The following is an 18,013-nucleotide window of genomic DNA, read 5'->3' on the forward strand; positions in this document are numbered from 1 at the left end:
AGCAACAAAACAAAAAAGCCCGCTTAAGTAGCGGGCTTTACAACGTTTGGTTCTATAAACTAGAAGTATACGTTTGCCCACCAAGAACTAGTCCAAGTGCGCCACCAAGCAAGATCTGATGAGTTTGCCTTATTAAGACAAACCGCAACTTTCGCTTTTTGGTTTTGGTTAAATTCTTGTAACATGGTGAACCTTAAATTACGTACTTTGTATTTGTGTACTAGTTAACTAGTGCGAGAGTAAAAAGTCAACCCCAAAACGGCATTAAAACGATAAAAATATGAGAATTGATTTACATAGTCACACCACTGCATCGGACGGTCGGTTAGAACCTAAAGATTTAGTGGAAAGGGCGCTGAGTTTTGATATCGAGGTTTTGGCGATCACTGATCACGATACGGTTGACGGTTTGGCGTTAGCTAAGCAATACGTTCAAGATAATAATTTGCCAATAAAAATCATCAATGGCATTGAGATATCGACCGTCTGGCAAAACAAAGACATTCATATTGTCGGCCTGAATATCGATCCGGAAAATGAACAATTATCTGCCCTTATAGAACAGCAGAAGCAGCATCGCATAACACGATCTGAGTTAATTGCAGAGCGACTACAAAAAGCAACTCGAGTAGGTGTGCTTGAAGAGGTAAGGCAAATCGCCGGTGATGCTCCAGTGACAAGAGCGCATTTCGCGAAATGGTTGGTAGATAATGGTTACGCAAAAACCATGCAAATGGTGTTTAAAAAATACCTAACGCGTAATAACCCAGGTTATGTACCACCGAATTGGTGTTCGATGAAGGATGCGGTTGATGCTATCCATGCGGCTGGTGGAATGGCGGTATTAGCGCATCCTGGTAGATATAAGTTGACAGCGAAGTGGATTAAGCGTCTTCTAGCAGCGTTTGTCGAAGCGGGTGGTGATGCGATGGAAGTTGCACAGCCACAGCAAGCGCAACAAGAAAGGCGCAACTTGGCTGATTATGCTATACAATACAAACTATTAGCCTCTCAAGGCAGTGATTTTCACTACCCATCACCGTGGATGGAGCTAGGAAGGAACCTATGGTTGCCTGCTGGCGTCGAACCAGTTTGGAAAGATTGGGGAATAGATCCTTCGTTGAATAATACTCAGTAATACGAAGTCGAGAACCCATAAAAATATAGAGCCGAGAGGCTCGATAATGAGGAATTACAATGAGCCAGTTTTTTTACGTTCACCCAGAAAACCCACAGGCTCGCTTGATTAATCAAGCAGTAGCAATCATTCGTAACGGCGGCGTTGTGGTTTACCCTACTGATTCAGGGTACGCACTTGGCTGTCAGTTGGAGAACAAACAAGCACTGGAACGAATCTGTCAGATTCGTCGTCTGGATGATAAGCATAACTTTACTTTACTGTGTCGTGATTTGTCGGAGCTTTCTCTCTATGCGCGAGTGGATAACTCTGCATTCCGACTGCTGAAAAATAACACACCAGGTCCTTACACCTTCATCTTCAAAGGCACAAAAGAAGTGCCGCGTCGTTTGATGAATGCAAAACGTAAGACCATCGGTATCCGTGTCCCAGACAATCAAATTGCCTTGGACTTGTTGGAAGCATTAGGTGAACCGATGATGTCTACGTCGTTGATTCTACCTGGCAGTGACGTAACAGAATCTGATCCAGAGGATATTCGCGATAAACTAGAACATGCGGTTGATGTGATTCTTAATGGCGGTTACCTAGGTGAACAACCTACGACTGTAATTGACTTTAGCGAAGGTGAACCTGTTGTAGTTCGTTTGGGATCAGGTGACCCTGCACCATTCGAATAGTAGACGCACCACCGCCAAACAAAATAGGAGGCATCGCGCCTCCTATTTTAGTTGTCATATCGAATATCTCATTGAACTTAACTGATTGAGGTTAAGCAAAATCGAAAATGTCGATACCATTTTGTTCTGCATAGTTGATGTATGCAGAGCTCACACCGTTTAGTGTCACTTCAACATTGTATTCATCACTTGAGAATATTGCCCAGCCACATTCATTGTAAGATAAAGTCAGATCATCCGCTGAATCCAAGAACGTATCTCGAATGCCATCGTTATCAGTGTCTCGGCCCATATCAAAGACAAGTTTGTCATGGAAAATATTAAAATCGACAATGTCGGCTTTGACATCAATATCGTTGGAAGATACAGGCTGATCAGGTACACCAATAGCAAGGCGGTTTGTAAGCACGAAGGTGTCGTCTCCACAGCCACCGCTCAGTACTGATTCACCATCACCAACAACGAGCGTGTCGTTACCCCAGCCACCACTCAAGTAGTTGTTGCCTGAATAATCAAAAATTGTGTCGTCGCCACAGCCACCAAAGAGTTTGTCGTTTCCTAATCCGCCGGATAGGAAGTCGTTTCCAAAGCCGCCAGAAACAAAGTCGTTACCTCGGCCACCAAGCAAGGTATCATCTCCCCAGCCACCGAAGACAATATCATTACCTCCGTATCCTACAAACTTATCATCACCACAGAAGCCGAAGAAAATATCGGTTGTTTCAGAGCCTTTTGTGCCTGTCATATCGTCATCTTGAGATGTCCCAAAAATCCAATTTAGGTCGAGATTTAGCATAGACATTGTTCTATTCCTTTTTGTCTGATTTATGCCAATCGCCGAGAGTGCAGAGCGAACCGAGTGAGTCAGAGTACACGATAGCATTAGTGTTATTTTTGATGTGAACTAATGACTTAAAGACAATTTTTGTCTTGTTACCCACGACCTTGCTTTGCTATGAGCGCTCATTGTCTGCGGTGATTGGTATTACTTAGCAGCAAACAGGGACGGCTTATTTTTCGTTGCTTTCTAGCAATACGAACAGTAAACACACCCCAAGTGGTTATTGTTGTAACCCTGACAATTTTATCAGGTACCGCGTGGTTAAAGTGGTTCAGGAAGACCGATATTAGTGGGATTCTCGTTGAGCAATGCCTGCATTAAGTAGTAAAAAAGTTGCAGAATAGGACAAATATTTCGGTCATTTTTGATGTGAATTTTGGTGTGGAGAATGGCGCCGATTTAGCTTACATTAACTAAGAAAGTTACGTATAATGTCCGACCGAAAAATCCCACTGAAATGGGTAAATAGCAAAATGCAGACCAATCCTGGTCTAGACGTCTGTGAAGACGACACATAGGTAGATAAATGAGCGAAAAGTTACAAAAAGTATTAGCACGTGCTGGTCACGGTTCTCGTCGTGAGATTGAATCGTTAATTAAATCTGGTCGCGTTAGCGTGAACGGTGTAGTCGCTAAGCTTGGTGAAAGACTTGAAGACGAGAGCAGCGTAGTTCGTATCGATGGTCACATTGTCTCTGCAAAGATTCAAGAAGAAGTGATTTGTCGTGTACTTGCGTACTACAAACCAGAGGGTGAACTGTGTACTCGTCACGATCCAGAAGGTCGTCGTACTGTTTTTGATCGTCTGCCAAAAATTCGTGGCTCTCGTTGGATTTCAGTTGGTCGTCTGGATGCGAACACTTCTGGTCTTCTACTTTTCACAACGGATGGTGAACTGGCGAACCGCTTAATGCACCCAAGCCGCCAAGTTGAACGTGAATACCTAGTACGTGTGTTCGGTGAAGTAACTGAACAGAAAGTTCGTAATCTAGTCAAAGGTGTTGAACTGGAAGACGGTTTAGCTCGCTTTGAAGATGTTGTTTACGCGGGTGGTGAAGGCATGAACCACACGTTTTACGTTGTTATCAACGAAGGTCGTAACCGCGAAGTTCGTCGACTATGGGAATCGCAAGAGTGTACCGTTAGCCGTCTGAAACGTGTTCGTTACGGCGACATCTTCTTAGACAAGAAACTGCCTCGTGGCGGTTGGATGGAGCTTGACCTGAAAGAAGTAAACTACTTGCGTGAGCTTGTAGAGCTTCGTCCAGAGAAAGAAACCATGCTTGATCTGAACAAAGACAACACGTCACGCAAACGTGAGCGTGCACGCAGCCAAAAAATTCGTCGCGCAGTTAAGCGCCATGAAGAGCGTGTTAACACGCCAAAAGGTCGCAGCAACAACCCTTCTCGTCGTAAGCCGAAGAAGACTGCTGGTGACCAAGGCGCACGCAACAAGCATCGTTAATCGATAGCAAAACATCAGAAAGGCTTGCCAATTCGGCAAGCCTTTTTCTTATCTGTTACATAACAAAAGGATCTAAAGCCTATATAGAGCAGGGTGCTTTGTATAAACAAATATCTCAGCTAGACGAAAACAACAGATAAAAAATACCAGCACTAGGCTGGTATCTTTGTTCATGATGAAGAAACGTTAATCGCGTTTCCAAAGCATATGGCAGAACTTATGTTCAGGGTCTCGGCTGATTAGCATACGAGCAAATACGTCATCAAGAACGTCATTTTCCTCATTTACTAGGCCGATACGAACCTCTGCATATACTTCTTTGTCGATCTCGAAGCCAACATGTTCAACCCAGTCATCACCAGTTTCAACAAGTTCTGCGGCACCACGATCTTCAAATTGCGCAGTAAACAGAATCACGTCAGCAGGCTCTAGGTTATCTGGAGCCATCTCAAGGAAAATGTCGTATGCTGCGTCGATGACGTCGTCGTAAGAAATCAAATCAGACATGCTTATGCTCGGCTCATGTATTTACGTTCAGCTGTGTTAATGATAACTCGGTCACCAGTTGCAATGTACTCAGGAACCTGGATGACAAGACCTGAAGCGAAGCGTGCTGGTTTAGTACGAGCAGATGCAGAAGCACCTTTGATTGAAGGGTCAGTTTCTTCAATCACTAGCTCAACAGAAGATGGTAGTTCAATACCCACTGCAGCACCGTTAACAAGGATAATGTGGATACCTTGTGTATCTTCGTTGATGAACAGCATGTCGTCTTCAACTTCATTGTGCTTGAATGTGTATTGTGAGTAGTCTTCGTTATCCATGAAGATGTGCTCATCGCCGTCAGCGTATGAGTACACAACTGCACGTTTGTTCATTTCTACCGTTTCAACAACGTCATCAGACTTGTAACGCTCATCTACACGTGCGCCCGTGTTTAGATCTGTACAACGCATTTTGTAGATTTTAGCGCCGCCACGACCGCCAGGAGTCGTTACTTCGATGTCTTTAACGAGAAGAGTTTTACCATTAGACTCGATTGCGAAGCCTTTTTTGATTTCACTTGCCTTTGGCATTGTATATTCCTATTCATACTTATTAAGCAAAACTCGGTGATTATAGCGCTAAGTTAGCCGCCTAGCATTAAAATTCATTGCAGAAATTTGTTGTTACTCCCATGACTAAACACCTGAATGGACTTGATTCAGTGAGTCGGCTAAGAGAACATATAGCCCAACTTCTTGAACCATCTGAGAACACGTTTTAAGTCATGTCTCTGCCTGTTATCGATCCTAAACAACCATTTCAACCAGAGTTTGCGCCTTTAATTAGGGAAGTCACCGCTTGTCTCAAAGGTGGACTGGGGCAAAACTTACACAGCGTTTATGTATACGGTAGTGTTGCTCGTAAAACAGCGATCGCAGGGAAGTCGAACTTAGACCTGGTTGTCGTTACTCAATCATCCTTTGAGCACAATCGCGCGACTTTGCTCAACACAATTAAGTGGCGTGCGCAGCAGAGTTACCCTCACGTTAATGGTGTATCGGTCCGTACAGCCTTAGTGAGCGAAGTAGCTAATTTAGATAGTATTTTCACTTGGGGCTTTATGCTTAAGCATTGCTGTGTCTGTGTTTATGGTGATGATCTAGCAGACTGTTTTGGTGATTACGTCCCAAGTTGGGAAATTGCTAAGCACTGGAATATGGATGTGGAAGATTGGATTACGGCTTATCGCAAAAAAATCGTACAAGCGAAGACGATAGAAGAGCAGGTGGCCGCCCAGCGCGTGATTGCTAAAAAGTTACTAAGAGCGTCATACTCTTTGGTGATGTATCGAGATAAACGTTGGTTTGATGACCCCGTAGAGTGTGGCAAGGTATTCTTAACTTATCATCCTGAAAAGCAGCTTGAGATCGAGCGGCTAGAAATTTTACTTTCTGGCCGGGGGATTCCCAAGCGTTCTGTTATCGGGCTAATTGATGCGTTTGGTGATTGGTTAGTCAAACAGTACCAGAAAACAGAGTTTCGTATCGGCTAAAACAACCCCATTTGTGGCGCTGAAAGCCTGTCAAAGTCCGTCCCAATGAAAGGGAGAATCGCATCTGCAACGGGTTTGAGTTGTTTATCAATGTAATGTTGATAATCAATCGGGCTATTGAGGTACTCATAAGGTTCAGGGCCGTTCACGGTAATAATGTATTCAATTCGTCCTTTGTTTTGATACTGTAATGGGCGGCCAAGCTTGGCATTTATCTCATCCGCTAAACGAGCTGCGCGCACTTGTGGCGGGACGTTCTTCTGATACTCATGCAGTTTTCTGCGCAGTCGCTTTTGATACACCAACTGTTCATCAAATTCACCGTTGTTAGTTTTCTCAACCATCTCTCGGACATAGTCGCTTGGATCTTCACCATGGAAAATCATGCTATAGAGTGTATTTTGAAATTTCTGAGCTAACGAGGTCCAGTCAGTTCGGGCACTTTCTAACCCTTTAAATACAATCCGTTCTTGCTCTCCTTCACCGATTAAACCCGCATAGCGCTTTTTCGAGCCAGTTTCTGCGCCACGAATCGTTGGCATAAGGAATCTGCGATAATGGGTTTCATACTCGATTTCCAACATAGATGTTAGGTTGTACTCAGAACGCAGGTGTTCTTGCCACCAAGAGTTGATGTAATCAACTAATTGATTTCCAACAGCGTCAGCTTCTACTTGACTGTATGGTCGATTCAACGACACGAATGTGGAATCCGTATCGCCGTAAATCACTTGATATCCTTGCTCCTCAATCAGCACCTTAGTTTGCTTCATGATTTCATGTCCGCGCATGGTAATACTAGAAGCTAACCGAGTATCAAAGAAACGACATCCCGATGAGCCCAGTACGCCATAAAAGGAGTTCATGATGATTTTGATTGCCTGAGAAAAAGCTTTTTCATTGTTCTTCTTTGCAACATCACGTGCTGCCCAAAGCTTTTCAATCATTTCTGGTAAAAAGTGTTTCGTACGATGGAACTGCCCACCGCGAAAGCCAGGTACAGCCTGATTTTCTTCTTTTCCAATATCGAGCAATAACCCTTCAACTAAACCCATAGGATCAATCAAGAAAGAGCGAATAATCGATGGATATAGACTCTTAAAATCCAATACTAAAACAGAATCATATAGGTTAGGGATGGAGTCCATCACGTAACCGCCTGGGCTAGCAATCCAATTTTCAGGGTGTAGGTTCGGAGCAACGTAGCCTGCTCGGTGTATCTGAGGCATGTATAGGTTTGTGAATGCTGCAACCGAACCGCCGACACGATCCAGTTCGACACCAGTGAGACGAGAGCGCTCTATTGCAAAGTCAAGCAGGTGAGTGTGATTGAAAATCTTATTCACTAACACGCAGTCTTGTAAATTATATTTAGCCAGCGATGGTTTGTCGGAGCGGTACATACGATTGATCTCATCCATGCGGTCATGCACGTTGTGGATTTCTTTACCTTCCCCCAAGAGTTCTTGAGATACAGACTCTAATGACCAAGATCGAAAGTGGTAAGTAGCCGTTTTTAGCGTATCGATACCATCCATCACAACTCGCCCGGGAATGGAGATAAACCCTTGTTGGCTTTGAGATGAACTTCTAAAAAAGCTGGCTTGGTCTGCTCTGCCAAGCATTAGCTTCATGTTGTGCCATTCTGCTCGTTTGTGTAGCAGACGAAAGTCAAAATCAATGACATTCCAACCGACAATGACATCGGGGTCGAATTTTTTAAACCAATCGATGAGTGCTTCTAGAAGCGCTTTTTCATCCTTAGCCCATTGTATCGGTGTCTCCGAAGGTTCTGGTTCTCCGATCATGATAACGCGGGAATCCATGACGCTGTCTAATCCGATTGAGTAAAGAATGCCTTTCTCAGAGCATTCTAGATCTAACGAGACAACGTTTAACTTCGGCTCATATTGCCCCGCACGGCATTTTGCGCTCTGGACGCGTTGGTAGCCATTGGTGCGAGTCACATTGCCTGTAAACTCGATACTGCCTTTGATAAAACGCTCCATTAGGTAGCGATCGGCGAGGCGAATATCACTTTCATACGTAGTGATATCTTTTTGAGCGAATGTGTCTTTGAGTGCGAGAGCGTCTCTGGTTACATTGGTATAGCAGGCAGCAAGAGGCGTATGTTCAAAGGTTTTGAGATCCAAAAGGCGGATGTCGACGAATATGTTTTTTTCTCGTGCGAGTGTCTTTGCTTGCTCTGAGTGTTTCTGAGCGATGAAAAATACTGGCTTCTCACCATTAATAAGTAACTGAGTAGGACCTGCTTCTGTCGAAAGCCACAGCTCGATTTGAGTTTGACCTTTGATGTCTCGTGCCTGTCGAGTTAGCAGGAAGCCTTGTTGAATATTCAAATGTGAGAAACCTTAGAAAACTTGAAGAACGTTAGTTTAACACTAAGAACTGTAAAAATAACCAGTAAAGAAAGCGTCTCAAATTTTTGCTGGAATTAGTGATTACAAGTTAGTCTTTGGTGCAAGAGGGACAGTGTCATTTTAAGTTATAGCGTGTTTCTCTGGGCAATATGAAACCTAGTTACTTGATTTATTGTACTTAATGTTGTTAATTGTCTTTTCTTAGATTTCGGTTCTGCTCATCACGCTCTAAAATAATAGAGTGGTTTATGAATAAGTTCTTGCTAAAGTTTGCGTTTCAGCACATATTCATAGAAAGCAATTTTTTGTCGATTACGTTAGTATATAGGCAGTCATACTGATATCCACATTTAACAAATAATGGTTATGTGGGTGCAGAACCAATACAAAGTGTGGAGATACAAGTTTGATAAATGTTTTCCTTGTAGATGATCACGAGCTGGTTCGCACAGGGATACGACGTATTATTGAAGACGTCCGTGGAATGAACGTAGCAGGAGAAGCTGACAGCGGTGAAGATGCAGTAAAATGGTGTCGCAGTAATCATGCTGACGTCATTTTAATGGACATGAACATGCCAGGAATTGGCGGCTTGGAAGCCACTAAAAAAATTCTTCGCGTGAATCCTGATGTGAAAATCATCGTACTTACCGTTCATACAGAAAACCCGTTTCCAACCAAGGTGATGCAGGCAGGTGCGTCTGGTTATTTAACCAAAGGTGCTGGCCCTGACGAAATGGTGAATGCGATTCGTGTAGTTAATAGTGGGCAGCGTTACATCTCGCCAGAGATTGCGCAGCAGATGGCATTGAGTCAATTTTCTCCAGCCTCTGAGAACCCTTTTAAAGACTTATCCGAACGTGAATTGCAGATCATGCTTATGATCACCAAAGGCCAAAAGGTAACGGATATTTCTGAGCAACTTAATTTAAGTCCAAAGACAGTCAACAGCTATCGCTACCGACTCTTTAGTAAATTGGACATTAATGGTGACGTTGAGTTAACTCACTTAGCGATTCGCCACGGAATGCTGGACACCGAGACCCTTTAGCGTGAATCCTCCTTTCGATTCGGCTTCCTTTCTCAAGACAGTAACTCATCAGCCCGGCGTTTACAGAATGTACAACGCCGAAGCTGTTGTAATCTACGTAGGTAAAGCCAAAGACCTTAAAAAGCGCCTTTCAAGCTACTTTCGAAAAAAAGTAGACAGTGAGAAAACTCGCGCGCTTGTCAGTAATATCGCCAAAATAGACGTCACGGTGACTCACACTGAGACAGAAGCGCTGATCTTAGAGCATAACTACATCAAGCAGTATTTTCCGAAATACAATGTGTTGCTGCGAGATGATAAGTCTTACCCTTATATCTTTATTAGCGGTCATAAGCACCCACGGCTTTCTATCCACCGTGGCGCCAAGAAGCGCAAAGGTGAATATTTTGGCCCCTACCCAGATTCTGGTGCAGTAAGAGAAACATTGCATTTGCTGCAAAAGATATTTCCTGTGCGCCAGTGTGAAGACACTGTCTATTCCAACCGAACGCGCCCATGTTTGATGTACCAAATTGGTCGTTGTGCAGGACCATGCGTTAATACCATCATTTCTGATGAAGAATATGCAGAGTTGGTTGGCTTTGTGCGCATGTTTTTGCAAGGCAAAGATCAGCAAGTACTCAAACAGTTGATTGAGAAAATGGAAGTTGCCAGTCAGCAATTGCGCTTTGAAGATGCCGCTAAATTTCGCGATCAAATCCAAGCGATTAGGCGTGTTCAAGAGCAGCAGTACGTCTCAGAAGACAGCATGGATGATATGGATGTACTCGGGTTTGCTCAGGAGAATGGTATCGCGTGTATCCATATCCTGATGATACGCCAAGGCAAAGTGCTTGGTAGCCGTAGCCATTTTCCGAAAATCCCACAAAATACAAGCCAGCAGGAAGTGTTCGATAGTTTTCTGACTCAATACTATTTGAGCCATAACGAAGCACGTACAATTCCTTCTCGTATTATTTTGAATCAAGAGTTGGCAGAAGATATTGCGCCAATACAGAAAGCGTTAAGTGAAGTGGCAGGCCGTAAGGTTCATTTTCATACGTCGCCAACTGGCTCTCGAGCAAGGTATCTCAAGCTTTCGAACACGAATGCACTAACGGCGATTACCACCAAAATCAATCACAAGATGACGATTAATCAGCGTTTTCATGCGCTTCGCGAAACATTGGAGTTGGAGTCTATAGCTCGAATGGAGTGTTTTGATATCTCCCATACTATGGGGGAAAGTACGATTGCATCTTGTGTGGTGTTCAACAGTGAAGGACCCGTTAAACAGGAATACCGTCGTTACAATATCACAGGCATTACGGGTGGCGATGACTACGCAGCGATGGGTCAGGCATTAGAGCGCCGTTATTCGAAGCAATTGGACGTAGAGAAAATTCCCGACATCATCTTTATCGATGGCGGTAAAGGTCAGTTAAATCGTGCGCATGACATCATTTCGCAGTACTGGGGGGATTGGCCAAAGCGTCCTATCATGATTGGTATTGCAAAAGGCGTTACTCGCAAACCAGGTTTAGAAACGCTGATTACAGTCGATGGGGACGAGTTTCATTTACCAAGCGATGCTCCTGCGCTGCATCTTATCCAACATATTCGTGATGAAAGCCATAACCATGCTATAGCGGGGCACCGTGCTAAGCGAGGTAAAACCAGACGTACGAGTGCACTCGAAGGGATTGAGGGAATCGGCCCTAAACGACGTCAGGCGTTACTCAAGTACATGGGTGGGTTACAAGAACTTAAACGTGCAAGTGTCGAAGAAATCGCCAAAGTACCGGGAATAAGTCACTCTTTAGCAGAAATTATTTTCCAAGCATTGAAACAATAAGGAAAATCGCGCAACATTAAGCCGCAATGTGTAAGAGAATAATAAAATGCGTTTGAATATCCCGAACATTCTGTCTCTTCTTAGACTGTTCCTAATCCCTGTTTTTGTGGTTGTCTTTTATCTACCTTATTCATGGGCACCGTTTGCAGCAGCAATGGTGTTTTGGGTAGCGGGTTTTACTGACTGGCTTGACGGCATGTTGGCCCGTAAACTTGGCCAAACTTCTCGTTTTGGCGCGTTTATTGATCCTGTCGCTGATAAAGTGCTAGTGGCAACGGCATTGATTCTAATCACGGAACATTATCATTCAATTTGGGTGACCATTCCTGCGGTAACGATGATTGCGCGAGAAATCATTATCTCAGCATTGCGAGAATGGATGGCTGAAATCGGTAAGCGAGCAAGTGTTGCGGTATCTTGGGTTGGCAAAGTAAAAACTGTTTCGCAAATGTTCGCCTTATGGGTGTTGATATGGCGTTACGATGAATGGATGGTTTGGCTAGGCTTTGCGGCCTTGTATGTGGCAACTTTCTTGACATATTGGTCAATGATTCAATATTTGGCTGCTGCGAAAGACGATCTGTTGAATGAAGAGCACCATTAAATTCTGATGTTAGAAAGCAGGCTTAGTAGCCTGCTTTTTTGTATCTAAGGCAATCTACAGCATTTTTTGCTTCTCTCGCTTTTCAATGCTTGTTAACGGCCATGCTTGCAATTTGTATCTGGGGCTTTTGCTTCGATAGAGTTCCATTTGTGATCTAAGTCTTGTTTTTGTCCTTGGAGAGTCTTAGAGAGGCGAGTCTTCTGATTATTAATACTTCAATGCACGCAACGCACGGCCAGCAGTGTAAGGCGTAGCCAAAGTTTTATGATAAACAAGTGTATTTAAGCGATTTTTAGTATTAAAACTAAGCAATCCATCGTCTTTCGCACAAATTCTAGTCAAACGATTTAAAAAAATAAAAATAGTGTTGACTCGATCGCTCGAATCCGTAGAATGCATCCCGTACCCAAGAGAGCACGGCTCAAAAGGGTTGTGAAAAAGCTTAGCTTTATTCACAAATGAGGCGCCTTGGCAGAGTGGCTATGCAGCGGATTGCAAATCCGTGGACCTCGGTTCGACTCCGGGAGGCGCCTCCATTATTCTTTTGAGAGTGAATGGCTTTCGAGAATAAATGCGACACTAGCTCAGTTGGTAGAGCGCAACCTTGCCAAGGTTGAGGTCACGAGTTCGAACCTCGTGTGTCGCTCCAAGTTTTATTGATATGGCATTAGCGGTATCAGATGGTGTTTTACTTTTCTGTAAAGGCATCACAAAGAATATTTGTGTGCCCTGGTGGTGGAATTGGTAGACACAAGGGATTTAAAATCCCTCGACGTTCGCGTTGTGCCGGTTCAAGTCCGGCCCGGGGCACCATCTCATATTAAATGCGACACTAGCTCAGTTGGTAGAGCGCAACCTTGCCAAGGTTGAGGTCACGAGTTCGAACCTCGTGTGTCGCTCCAGATTTAAGGCCTAACATGAAAATGTTAGGCCTTTTTCGTATTTTTTGAAAATCTCAAACTTCTTTTCTGTCACAGGCTTCGTTAAGTAACGAACCCTTTGTCTCATTGACTCAAGTGATTGTTCATTCTGCCATTGCAAAGCATCTTAGCCATTCCTACTAGTCTATGTTTAAACCATCACTTGTGGAGAATAACTACTCTTGATCCAGGCAAAGCTGTGACGAGAATGCTATCTTTTTAAATGTTCCGGATATAGAAAGGAATGTTTTACGATTAAGCAGCACAACCTTAAACCTCTGTTAGATGAGGTGATGATATCTCAAGAATATTTGTTTAAATAACAGCTATTTGAGAGAAGCAGAAAAGCATAGCTCATGAATATGAACATGTGAGTTGCAATGGGGTATGTTTTGTTGTGATTTACATCACTGTTACTAATATGAAAAATCGTTGCCAGAAGATTTTATTTTGTGATAAATTCGCGCGCAATCTCGGAGCGTAATTAACAACGTTTGATCTCTGGGGGATACGCGTAGTGACCATTCAAGCTGATTGTGACACTGCGTAGGGTAGGTATCGGCAAAGCCTTTTGTCGATAGACGGGATACTAATGCTGTAAACGCGGCATATTAATGGGAAACCCAACATTGAAACCTTTGAATAAACACACACTAATCAGCTTCATACTGCCGAAATGTCCTGTTTTACAAAACGGGTGCATTACAGAACCTTGATTAATCCCTTTTACATATAAAGCCGCGAGTATCGTGGCGGATGATCTGTATTTGTCATTTATGCACTGACAAATGCGGAGGGGTATTCACACCTCCTGTAATTTCATTCTAATGATTATTAATACAGGATACAGAATTATTATAATTCAAGGGATTATGTAGTATGAGCACTGCCTTTGAAGTCGATAGCAATATCGCAAACATTTTTTCGTCTCAGGTTCCTATCGTTGAGGGAACGTATGACTTAACGCCAGATCAAGTATTGATTGATCAGGCTGAGCATGAATCTGAAGTACGTTCTTATCCACGTCGTTTGCCGATCGCAATTAAACAAGCCTTTGGGTGCTTGGTTGAAGATACGCGTGGACAGATCTTTCTAGACTGCCTTGCGGGGGCAGGCACTCTAGCTTTGGGGTATAACCATCCTGAAATAAACCAAGCGCTGAAAGAACAATTAGATTCAGGACTGCCATATCAGACGCTAGATATTGCAACATCAGCAAAAACGACGTTTATTCAATCCGTTAAGTCTTTTCTTCCTCAAGAGTTAAGCGAGAACAGCGTTATCCAATTTTGTGGCCCGTCTGGAGCTGATGCGGTTGAAGCTGCTATCAAGCTCGCGAAACAGACTACCGGTCGCAACACTATGTTTGCCTTCCGTGGCGCATACCATGGTATGACTAATGGTACGATGGGGATGATGGGTAACTTAGGCACGAAAGTTCGTCGAACTGGTTTGATGTCGGATGTGCACTTTATGCCTTTCCCATACAACCTGCGTTGTCCTTTTGGGCTTGGCGGTGATGAAGGTGCGAAAGCAAGTATTCGCTATATCGATCGTCTTTTAAACGATGATGAGTCAGGCATTATGAAGCCTGCCGCGATTATCGTGGAGCCAGTGCAAGGTGAGGGTGGTGTTGTTCCTGCGCCAGCATTCTGGCTACGAGAGTTACGTCGTATTTGTGATGAACACGGTATCTTACTGATCTTCGATGAGATCCAGTGTGGTGTTGGTAAAACTGGCTACAATTTCGCGTTCGAAGAGTCGGGCATTGTTCCAGATATTCTGTGTTTATCAAAAGCAATTGGTGGTGGCTTACCAATGTCGCTATTGGTTATCAACAAGCAACATGATACATGGAAGCCGGGCGAGCACACAGGTACATTTCGTGGTAACCAGCTAGCTATGGTCTCTGGTGCGAAAGCATTAGAAATTATCCAGCGTGATAATCTTGTTGAGCATGCCAATATTGCGGGTCAGTACTTGCGCTACGGCCTTGAAAGTATTCAAAAGCGTGTGAACTGTATCGCAGAGGTTCGTGGCAAAGGTTTGATGCTAGGCGTGGAGATTAAAAATCCAGACGGTGAGCTCAATAAATTTGGTGAACCTCAAGCGGATAGTGAACTCACACTTTCTATTCAACGCGCAGCACTCGAGCGTGGCTTGATCGTTGAGAAAGGTGGACGCGAAGGCGCAGTAATTCGTTTCCTTCCTCCTCTTATCATCTCGTTTGAGCAAATCGACTTTGCTTTACGTGTATTTGAAGACGCGATTTTAGCCGCTGGCGGTAGTCACATCGAAACTCAGCCACAAGATGAATGGAAGAAGCATTTCATCCACACTGGAGAGATGGGCAGCAATGAATTTGCTTCGGTGATGAATCACACTACTACGGCAATGAAGTCAGTGTTTGAACAAGTGACTGCACCGTATTCAGGTATGGATCCAAAAGCATTGGAAGCAGCGATTCGCGACGTTGATCTTGATAATGGAAATGCGCCTCTTAAAACCGTTATCGACGATGCTGCTGAGCTGGTCGCGAAAAACGCAATTTTTACTCAACATCCAGATTGTATTGCTCACCTACATACTCCACCGTTGATGCCAGCGATTGCGGCAGAGGCAATGATTGCGGCTTTGAACCAGTCGATGGACTCATGGGATCAAGCTTCATCAGCGACTTATGTTGAACAGAAAGTTGTGAACTGGCTATGCGATAAATATGAGTTAGGTGAAAAAGCGGACGGTATCTTCACGAGCGGCGGCACGCAAAGTAACCAAATGGGTTTGATGCTTGCGCGAGATTGGATTGCTGACAAACTCAGTGCACACTCAATTCAAAAGCTTGGCCTTCCTGAATACGCAGACAAGCTACGTATTGTATGTTCGAAAAAATCCCACTTCACGGTTCAAAAATCAGCGTCTTGGATGGGGTTGGGTGAAAAAGCGGTCATGACTGTCGATGCTAATGCCGATGGAACGATGGATGTCACTAAATTAGACGAAGTTCTCAATCAGGCCAAAGCAGAAGGTTTGATCCCATTTGCCATTGTTGGTACAGCGGGTACAACGGACCACGGTGCTATTGATGACTTAGACTTTATCGCCGATATGGCAGCGAGACATGACATGTGGATGCACGTCGACGGTGCATACGGTGGAGCTCTGATTCTAAGTAGCCAAAAAGCGCGTCTGAAAGGTTGTGAGCGTGCACATTCCATCAGCGTAGACTTCCATAAGCTGTTTTACCAAACCATCAGTTGTGGTGCGCTATTGGTAAATGACAAGTCTAACTTTAAATTCCTGCTTCACCATGCAGACTATTTGAACCGCGAACACGACGAACTACCGAACTTGGTGGATAAGTCTATTGCGACAACTAAGCGTTTTGATGCGCTCAAAGTGTTTATGACGATGCAAAGCGTAGGGCCAAAAGCCCTAGGCGATATGTATGATCATTTGCTTGAACAGACGCTTGAAGTGGCGGACATGATTCGAGATAACAAACACTTTGAGTTGTTGGCTGAACCATCACTATCTACGGTTCTGTTCCGCGCGACACATGAATCAGCGGATCTTGATGAACTGAACAAAACGTTGCGCTTAGAAGCGTTAACACGCGGTATCGCGGTATTGGGTGAAACCATTGTCGACGATAAAACTGCATTGAAATTTACGATTTTGAACCCGTGTCTGACGACGGCGGACTTTGAATCTTTGCTCTCAAAAATCAATACGCTAGCGGCAGAGCTAGTTTAACAAAGGTAACGGAAAACTATGGCAATTCTACAGATTGGTGCAGGCGGCGTTGGCTGGGTAGTTGCACATAAAGCAGCACAAAACAACGACGTTCTGGGTGATATCACAATCGCATCACGTACCGTAGGTAAGTGTGAGAAAATCATCGAATCGATTCAGAAGAAAAACAATCTGAAAGATTCAACTAAGAAATTAGAAGCGCGAGCGGTAAACGCGGACGACGTAGATTCTTTAGTTGCTTTAATTAAAGAAGTACAACCTGACTTAGTGATCAACGCAGGTCCTCCTTGGGTGAACATGTCTATTATGGAAGCATGTTACCAAGCTAAAGTGTCATACCTTGATACATCTGTTGCGGTTGATTTGTGCTCTGAAGGCCAACAAGTACCTCAAGCTTACGATTGGCAGTGGGGTTACCGTGAGAAGTTTGAAGAAGCGGGCATTACAGGTATTCTTGGTGCTGGTTTCGATCCGGGCGTAGTATCGGTGTTTGCCGCATACGCAGTGAAGCATCTGTTCGATGAAATCGATACTATCGACGTAATGGATGTAAACGCAGGCGACCACGGTAAGAAGTTCGCAACTAACTTTGATCCAGAAACGAACATGCTTGAGATTCAAGGCGATTCGTTCTACTGGGAAAACGGCGAGTGGAAACAAGTACCTTGTCACTCACGTATGCTTGAGTTTGAATTCCCGAATTGTGGTTCACACAAAGTGTACTCAATGGCGCACGACGAAGTTCGATCTATGCAAGAGTTCATCCCGGCGAAACGCATCGAATTCTGGATGGGCTTTGGTGACCGTTACCTAAACTACTTCAATGTGATGCGCGACATCGGTCTACTCAGCCCAGATCCACTAACGCTTCACGACGGTACGGTTGTTCAACCTTTGCACGTGCTAAAAGCACTACTACCAGATCCAACATCACTCGCGCCAGGCTACACTGGCCTAACGTGTATCGGTACTTGGGTTCAAGGTAAGAAAGATGGTAAAGAGCGCAGTGTATTTATTTACAACAACGCTGATCACGAAGTCGCATACGAAGATGTTGAACACCAAGCTATCTCATACACCACTGGCGTACCTGCGATCACTGCTGCTTTGCAGTTCTTCCGTGGCAAATGGGCAGACAAAGGCGTGTTCAACATGGAGCAGCTAGATCCTGACCCATTCCTAGAAACCATGCCATCTATTGGTCTAGATTGGCATGTTCAAGAACTGGAGCCAGGACAACCTGTTATCCATAAATTGAAGTAAGAATTTAGCGACTCTTATTTGTACGTTTAAGCCGATGCACTT

At 44.1% G+C, this 18,013-nt stretch carries 14 protein-coding genes, 4 tRNA genes and 1 other annotated feature; of the genes, 13 read left to right on the forward strand and 5 right to left on the reverse strand.

Annotation, left to right across the window (positions count from 1 at the left end; genetic code table 11):
- Window positions 1-9: 9 nt before the first annotated feature.
- Window positions 10-113, reverse strand: a sequence feature (Trp leader region).
- Window positions 60-185, reverse strand: a complete 126-nt coding sequence (locus tag R7P64_RS10865; protein ID WP_005376787.1) for a trp operon leader peptide — start codon at window positions 183-185, stop codon at window positions 60-62. (Overlaps the previous feature by 54 nt.)
- Window positions 186-280: 95 nt before the next feature.
- On the opposite strand from R7P64_RS10865, the gene rnm reads away from it, so the two are divergent.
- Both rnm and R7P64_RS10875 read left to right on the forward strand, forming a co-directional pair.
- Window positions 281-1,138: an RNase RNM gene (rnm, locus tag R7P64_RS10870; protein WP_005386777.1), complete on the forward strand. Its 858-nt coding sequence runs from the start codon at window positions 281-283 to the stop codon at window positions 1,136-1,138.
- Between the two features lie 59 nt (window positions 1,139-1,197).
- Window positions 1,198-1,818 (forward strand): L-threonylcarbamoyladenylate synthase, encoded by a 621-nt coding sequence (locus R7P64_RS10875; protein WP_005376791.1) that lies wholly within the window; start codon window positions 1,198-1,200, stop codon window positions 1,816-1,818.
- Between the two features lie 91 nt (window positions 1,819-1,909).
- Here the strand turns inward: R7P64_RS10875 and R7P64_RS10880 are convergent, their stop codons facing one another.
- Complete coding sequence (locus R7P64_RS10880) at window positions 1,910-2,620, reverse strand: calcium-binding protein (RefSeq protein WP_031781065.1); 711 nt, start codon at window positions 2,618-2,620, stop codon at window positions 1,910-1,912.
- A gap of 565 nt (window positions 2,621-3,185) precedes the next feature.
- Here R7P64_RS10880 and rluB point away from each other — a divergent pair.
- Window positions 3,186-4,124 (forward strand): 23S rRNA pseudouridine(2605) synthase RluB, encoded by a 939-nt coding sequence (gene rluB / locus R7P64_RS10885; RefSeq protein WP_005376798.1) that lies wholly within the window; start codon window positions 3,186-3,188, stop codon window positions 4,122-4,124.
- A 186-nt stretch (window positions 4,125-4,310) separates the two neighbouring features.
- On the opposite strand, the gene R7P64_RS10890 is transcribed toward rluB, so the two are convergent.
- The gene (locus R7P64_RS10890; RefSeq protein WP_005376800.1) at window positions 4,311-4,631 is read right to left on the reverse strand and encodes an HI1450 family dsDNA-mimic protein; all 321 of its coding nucleotides are present in this window, start codon (window positions 4,629-4,631) and stop codon (window positions 4,311-4,313) included.
- Between the two features lie 2 nt (window positions 4,632-4,633).
- Window positions 4,634-5,200, reverse strand: coding sequence for an elongation factor P-like protein YeiP (gene yeiP / locus R7P64_RS10895; protein WP_005376801.1), 567 nt, complete (start codon window positions 5,198-5,200; stop codon window positions 4,634-4,636).
- A 194-nt stretch (window positions 5,201-5,394) separates the two neighbouring features.
- On the opposite strand from yeiP, the gene R7P64_RS10900 reads away from it, so the two are divergent.
- Window positions 5,395-6,162: a hypothetical protein gene (locus R7P64_RS10900; RefSeq protein ID WP_005386779.1), complete on the forward strand. Its 768-nt coding sequence runs from the start codon at window positions 5,395-5,397 to the stop codon at window positions 6,160-6,162.
- Here R7P64_RS10900 and R7P64_RS10905 read toward each other — a convergent pair.
- Entirely contained in the window at window positions 6,159-8,522 is a 2,364-nt protein-coding gene (locus R7P64_RS10905) for a DNA polymerase II (protein WP_150919067.1), read from the reverse strand. The genes R7P64_RS10900 and R7P64_RS10905 overlap by 4 nt on opposite strands.
- Before the next feature lie 427 nt (window positions 8,523-8,949).
- Between R7P64_RS10905 and uvrY the strand changes: the two genes are divergently transcribed.
- From uvrY to R7P64_RS10950, 9 genes are all read left to right on the forward strand, one after another.
- On the forward strand, window positions 8,950-9,594 hold the full coding sequence (gene uvrY, locus R7P64_RS10910) for a UvrY/SirA/GacA family response regulator transcription factor (protein ID WP_206972367.1): 645 nt from the start codon (window positions 8,950-8,952) through the stop codon (window positions 9,592-9,594).
- A 1-nt stretch (window position 9,595) separates the two neighbouring features.
- Window positions 9,596-11,428, forward strand: a complete 1,833-nt coding sequence (uvrC, locus tag R7P64_RS10915; protein ID WP_318123512.1) for an excinuclease ABC subunit UvrC — start codon at window positions 9,596-9,598, stop codon at window positions 11,426-11,428.
- Between the two features lie 46 nt (window positions 11,429-11,474).
- On the forward strand, window positions 11,475-12,032 hold the full coding sequence (gene pgsA, locus R7P64_RS10920; RefSeq protein WP_005394805.1) for a CDP-diacylglycerol--glycerol-3-phosphate 3-phosphatidyltransferase: 558 nt from the start codon (window positions 11,475-11,477) through the stop codon (window positions 12,030-12,032).
- Between the two features lie 462 nt (window positions 12,033-12,494).
- A tRNA-Cys gene (locus R7P64_RS10925) sits at window positions 12,495-12,568 on the forward strand.
- A 37-nt stretch (window positions 12,569-12,605) separates the two neighbouring features.
- Window positions 12,606-12,681 (forward strand) — tRNA-Gly (locus R7P64_RS10930).
- A gap of 77 nt (window positions 12,682-12,758) precedes the next feature.
- Window positions 12,759-12,845, forward strand: a tRNA-Leu gene (locus R7P64_RS10935).
- Window positions 12,846-12,858: 13 nt separating this feature from the next.
- Window positions 12,859-12,934, forward strand: a tRNA-Gly gene (locus R7P64_RS10940).
- Between the two features lie 897 nt (window positions 12,935-13,831).
- Window positions 13,832-16,708 carry a pyridoxal phosphate-dependent class III aminotransferase gene (locus R7P64_RS10945; RefSeq protein WP_318118785.1) on the forward strand — a complete coding sequence of 959 codons (2,877 nt, stop codon included), beginning with the start codon at window positions 13,832-13,834 and terminating at the stop codon, window positions 16,706-16,708.
- Between the two features lie 18 nt (window positions 16,709-16,726).
- Window positions 16,727-17,971 (forward strand): carboxynorspermidine synthase, encoded by a 1,245-nt coding sequence (locus R7P64_RS10950; RefSeq protein ID WP_012841628.1) that lies wholly within the window; start codon window positions 16,727-16,729, stop codon window positions 17,969-17,971.
- Window positions 17,972-18,013 lie beyond the last annotated feature (42 nt).

It is taken from the genome of Vibrio sp. 2304 (assembly GCF_033339475.1).
Classification (GTDB): Bacteria; Pseudomonadota; Gammaproteobacteria; order Enterobacterales; family Vibrionaceae; genus Vibrio; species Vibrio alginolyticus.